Source organism: Streptomyces synnematoformans (assembly GCF_039531005.1).
Taxonomy (GTDB): domain Bacteria; phylum Actinomycetota; class Actinomycetes; order Streptomycetales; family Streptomycetaceae; genus Streptomyces; species Streptomyces synnematoformans.
Genome location: NZ_BAAAPF010000466.1, coordinates 1 through 3,777, shown reverse-complemented (window position 1 = coordinate 3,777; position 3,777 = coordinate 1). Strand labels below are relative to the sequence as shown.

Genomic DNA, 3,777 nt, shown 5'->3' with positions numbered 1-3,777 from the left:
CCCGTGGGGCCGGACGACGCCGGTCTCCCCCCGCAGGACCCCGCCGTAGCAGGGCTGCGGCGCGCCGAGGCGCAGCGCGCCGAGGCGCTGTCCGCGGCGACGGCCGCCGGCGGCGCAGCCCCGGATGCGGCCCCCGGCACCCCCGGACCCGGCACTCCCGGACCCGGCGTTCGCGGCTCTGCCGCCCCGGAGCCCGGCGCCCCCGGGCCCGGCGCGGCGCGTTCCGCGCCGGAGGCGGGGGGCGGCGTGTGAGCCTCATGGTCACCCTCGCGCGGGCGGAGGCCGTGGTCGCCGGGCGGGCCACGCCGCTGGCCACGGTCCGGCACCGCCACCTGTCCGACCGGCCGCTCGTCCTCGTACCGATGACCGCGGCCGGCGAGGCCGCCGCCCCGCTCGGCGCGCTCGTCGGCAGCGACCGCGACCGCCCGCGGCTGCTGGTCGTGCCGCAGCCCCGCGACCGCGACCTGCGGTTCGCGTTCCTGGCGGAGCTGGCGGCGGAGGTGCTGCCGTACGTCGAGTCCTACACGGAGGACGGCGGCACCGCTGAGCCGCCCGCCGCCGACAGCGGCGCCGAACCCGCCCAGGAGCCCTGCGCCGACGCCGCGCAGCTGCTCGTGCCCAGCCGCGCCGGCGTCGAGTACGTGCGCCTGCTCGGCCGCTCCATGCGCTTCCGCCGCGCCGCCGAGGACGACCCCGCCGCCCCGTATCCCGCGCCCCCGCGCGTGCCGCTGCTCGGCCGGTGGCTGTCGCACTACGGCGAACGGGCCCGGGTGCCCGGAGCCGCCCTGCTGCTGTCGGCGACCGAGCTGCTCGCCCGGCACTGGGCCACCGGCCAGAGCACCGTCGAGGACCAGCACCTCGGCGCCCTGCTCGCCTGGATCACCGACGGCGCCGCCGCCGCGGAGCGCGCCGAGTCCGGCCGCGACGCCGACGGGCAGCTGCTCGTGCCCCCGGCCGACCCGGCCACCGACCCCGCCTTCGACAACCGGCTCCTCGCCCCCGCCGTCGCCCGCTACGACCGCGCCCGGGCCGGCGTCGACCCCGCCGCGGCCCGGCCGGCCGAGGACGCCGTCGCCCGGCTCGTGGAGAGCCGGCTGCGGCCCACGTGGGACGCGGTGTGGCGGTCGTACGACCTGCTGCGCGCCCTGCCCCCGGGCGCTCACGTCCCGGGCCGGTGGCTCGGCGACCGGTGGTCGTTCACCGCCCACCGCGACCGGCTCCGCGCCGGCGAGCCCCCGCAGCCGCGCCGCGACGACGCGGTGACCGCCGCCCGCAAGCTCGCCCAGCGCGAGCGGGCGCTGGCCGAGCTGGACGCCCAGGAGGCGCTGGACGACCCGCTGACGATGGCGGAGCGGCGGCTCGCGGGGCAGGCGTTCGCGTGCCGTACGGAGGCGGTGGAGATGGCGTACTCCGAGGGCCGCCGCCCCATGCCCCGGCCCCTGGTCACCGTCGTCACGGACGACGAACCGCACCTGGAGGAGGGCGCCCGGGTCTACCGCGCGCTGCCCGGCGGGAAGACGCAGCGGGCCCTGGTCGCCGGGTACGGCGGGGGGCGGGTCACGGTGCAACTGCAGGACGGCATGGGCCGCTCGCGCGCTCCCGCCGAGGGGTCGGTGCCGGAGCCGGGGGACCGGGCGGTGTGGACGCTGTTCGAGCACACGGCCCGCCGCGGCCCGGCGCTGCCGGAGCCGGAGGACACCCCGTGGACGCACGGCAGCGGGTCCGCGGCCCCGCTGTGGGAGACCCCGGACCCGATGACGGCGGAGGACTTCCTTTGAACCCTCCCCTCGTGAAGGAGGGGATTCCTGGCTCACGTTGCTCGGTCGCTCAGCGAACAACCGAGTCTGACACGATCAGCACCAGCCGGGTTGGAACCAGCCCGGTTGACGGAACGTCAACGGAGGACTCGCGTGCTTGGTTCTCGCAACGCACTGTCCGCTAGGGAGCATACCCCCTCCCGAGGTGGTCCGGAGGACACATACCACCCCGCGGCCGCCGCGCGCCTCGCCACCGAGGCCATCCTCCGCGACACCCTCGACGGCCCCTCGCGCGGCGTCCTGGTCGACTCCCCGCCCGGCGCCGGCAAGTCCACCCTCGTCGTCCGCGCCGCCCGCGAACTGGCCGCGGCCGGCCGCCGCCTCGTGCTCGTCGCCCAGACCAACGCGCAGGTCGACGACCTGGTCGACCGGCTCGCCCGGGAGCAGCCCGGCCTGCCCGTGGGGCGGCTGCACAGCAGCGACCCCCGGCCCTACGACCCCGTGCTCGACCGGCACGAGTCCGTGCGCACCGCCACGTCCCTCGCCGACCTCGCCGGGCTCGACGTCGTCGCCTCCACCGCCGCGAAGTGGGCCTTCGTCGCCGCGGCCCGGGCGAAGCAGGGCGACGGGGCCGAGCGCTGGGAGCACGCCATCGTCGACGAGGCGTACCAGATGCGCTCCGACGCGCTGCTGTCCGTCGGCGGGCTCTTCGAGCGCGCGCTGTTCGTCGGCGACCCCGGGCAGCTCGACCCGTTCAGCGCGGTGGGCGCCGAGCAGTGGTCGGGGCTGGCGTGGGACCCGGCGGCCAGTGCGGTGACGACGCTGCTGGCGCACCACCCCGGGCTGCCGCAGCACCGGCTGCCGGTGTCCTGGCGGCTGCCGGCCTCGGCGGCGCCGCTGGTGTCGCGCGCGTTCTACCCGTTCACCCCGTTCCGCAGCGGTACGGGCCCTGGCGGGCGGCGGCTGGCGTTCGCCGGGCGGTCGGACGGCTCGGGCGCCGACCGGGTGGTGGACGAGGCGGCGGCGAGCGGCTGGGGGCTGCTGGAGCTGCCCGCCGCGCACACGCCGCGGACCGACCCGGCGGCGGTGGCGGCGGTCGCGCAGGTCGTACGGCGGCTGCTGGAGCGGCGCGGCACGACGGCGTCGGAGCGCGGCGAGGCGCCGCTGACCGCGGACCGCATCGCGGTGGGCACGGCGCACCGGGACCAGGCCGCGGCGGTGCGCGGCGCGCTCGCGCGGGCCGTACCGGAGCAGGCGGCCGAGGTGACGGTGGACACGGCCAACCGGCTGCAGGGCATGGAGTTCGACGTCACGGTGGTGCTGCACCCGCTGTCCGGGCGGCCGGACGCGACGGCGTTCCACCTGGAGACCGGGCGGCTGTGCGTGCTCGCCTCGCGGCACCGGCACGCGTGCGTCGTGGTGTGCCGGGCGGGGGTGCCGGAGCTGCTGGACGAGCATCCGTCGACGGAGCCGGTGCAGCTGGGCGCGGCGGTGAAGTTCCCGGACGGCTGGGAGGCGCACCAGGCGGTGCTGGCGCACCTCGCGGACCATCGGGTACGGGCGTGAGAGCCGGCGCGCAACCCGCCCGTGCGGGCGGTCGTGCCGCCGGGCGCGGCGGCGGGGGAGAATGGGCGCCGGCCCCCAAGGCGAGTGGAGGATCTCTATGACGGAGCCGGACCCGGCCCGGCCGGCGCGTACGGACCGGCGGCCCACGCCGCGCCGCCCCGCCGCACTGCTCTTCGAGCCGCCGCTCGCGGAGCCCGACGCCGAGCACTTCTTCGGCCTGGAGTCGATCGAGGACCCCGGCGAGCTGCTGGCCCGCGCCACCGACCTCACGCTGGCCTTCCGGGCGGCGACGGACCGGGCCGTGGAGTTCCAGGCGATGGCGGCGGCGCAGCTCGCCGACCCCAAGCGCTTCGACCGGCTGACGCCGGCGGCGATCGCGGAGCGGGCGGACTGGACGGAGGACTACGCGCGCCGGATGGTCGAGTTCGGCCGTGACCTCCTGGCGAACGGCGGG

3 protein-coding genes and 1 pseudogene are annotated in these 3,777 nt (G+C 78.3%); all 4 read left to right on the top strand.

All coding sequences use genetic code 11. From position 1 onward, the window contains the following. A pseudogene (locus ABD317_RS34445) lies at positions 1 to 252 on the top strand (hypothetical protein); the annotation flags it as partial. A 5-nt stretch (positions 253 to 257) separates the two neighbouring features. Next, positions 258 to 1,778 carry a hypothetical protein gene (locus tag ABD317_RS34440; RefSeq protein ID WP_344295411.1) on the top strand — a complete coding sequence of 507 codons (1,521 nt, stop codon included), beginning with the start codon at positions 258 to 260 and terminating at the stop codon, positions 1,776 to 1,778. A 153-nt stretch (positions 1,779 to 1,931) separates the two neighbouring features. After that, positions 1,932 to 3,323, top strand: coding sequence for an AAA domain-containing protein (locus ABD317_RS34435; RefSeq protein ID WP_344295408.1), 1,392 nt, complete (start codon positions 1,932 to 1,934; stop codon positions 3,321 to 3,323). A gap of 97 nt (positions 3,324 to 3,420) precedes the next feature. After that, on the top strand, positions 3,421 to 3,777 hold a 357-nt coding region (locus ABD317_RS34430; protein ID WP_344295405.1), incomplete at its 3' end, for a hypothetical protein.